1 protein-coding gene is annotated in these 636 nt (G+C 45.8%); it reads right to left on the bottom strand.

Annotated features, from left to right (window positions below):
- A partial coding sequence (locus tag ACNAV8_RS11580) for an L-ribulose-5-phosphate 3-epimerase (protein WP_415777752.1) occupies nt 1-636 on the bottom strand: 636 nt, incomplete at both ends.

Raw genomic sequence — 636 nt, 5'->3', positions numbered from 1 at the left:
CTTTATAAGTATCTTTCAAATGAATCGCAGAAATCTTGTCGATGCCTAATTTCAATTCCTCTACCACATTGTCATTCCAGGCAGACAGGTTGCCGAGGTCTGGATACACGGTAAACCAAGGGGAGCGGATAATGTCATCCCATTTTTTCCAACGCGTAATGGAGCTCATAAATTGCGTATCCATAATTTCCATAGAGAGGGTTACTTGATTACTTGCCGCCAACTCAACCGCCCATTCCATCCCTTGCTGAAAGCGCTCAAGCGTACTTTCATCTTGCTCTTCGTAATACACATCATAGCCTGCCAGTTGAATGGTGCGAATGCCTACATCTACCGCCAGCTGAATGGCTTTTTCCATGATTTCATAGGCTTTTTGGCGTGTGGCTTCATCGTGGCTGCCAAAGGGAAAGCGGCGATGCCCTGAAAGGCACATAGAGGGAATCGTCACGCCGGTATTGATGATAGCTTGCACCAGTTCAAGGCGCTGTGCTTTTGTCCAATCTAAGCGGCTGAGGCGTTCATCGCTTTCATCAATGGAGATTTCCACAAAATCAAAGCCACAGGCTTTGGCGATGGAAAGTCTATCTTGCCAGCTGATATGTTTAGGTAAGGCTTTTTCATAAATGCCTAATTTGT

It is taken from the genome of Avibacterium endocarditidis, assembly GCF_965138825.1.
GTDB lineage: Bacteria > Pseudomonadota > Gammaproteobacteria > Enterobacterales > Pasteurellaceae > Avibacterium > Avibacterium endocarditidis.
Note: the sequence above shows the minus strand (reverse complement) of the source record. Positions and strands in the feature narration are given on the sequence as shown.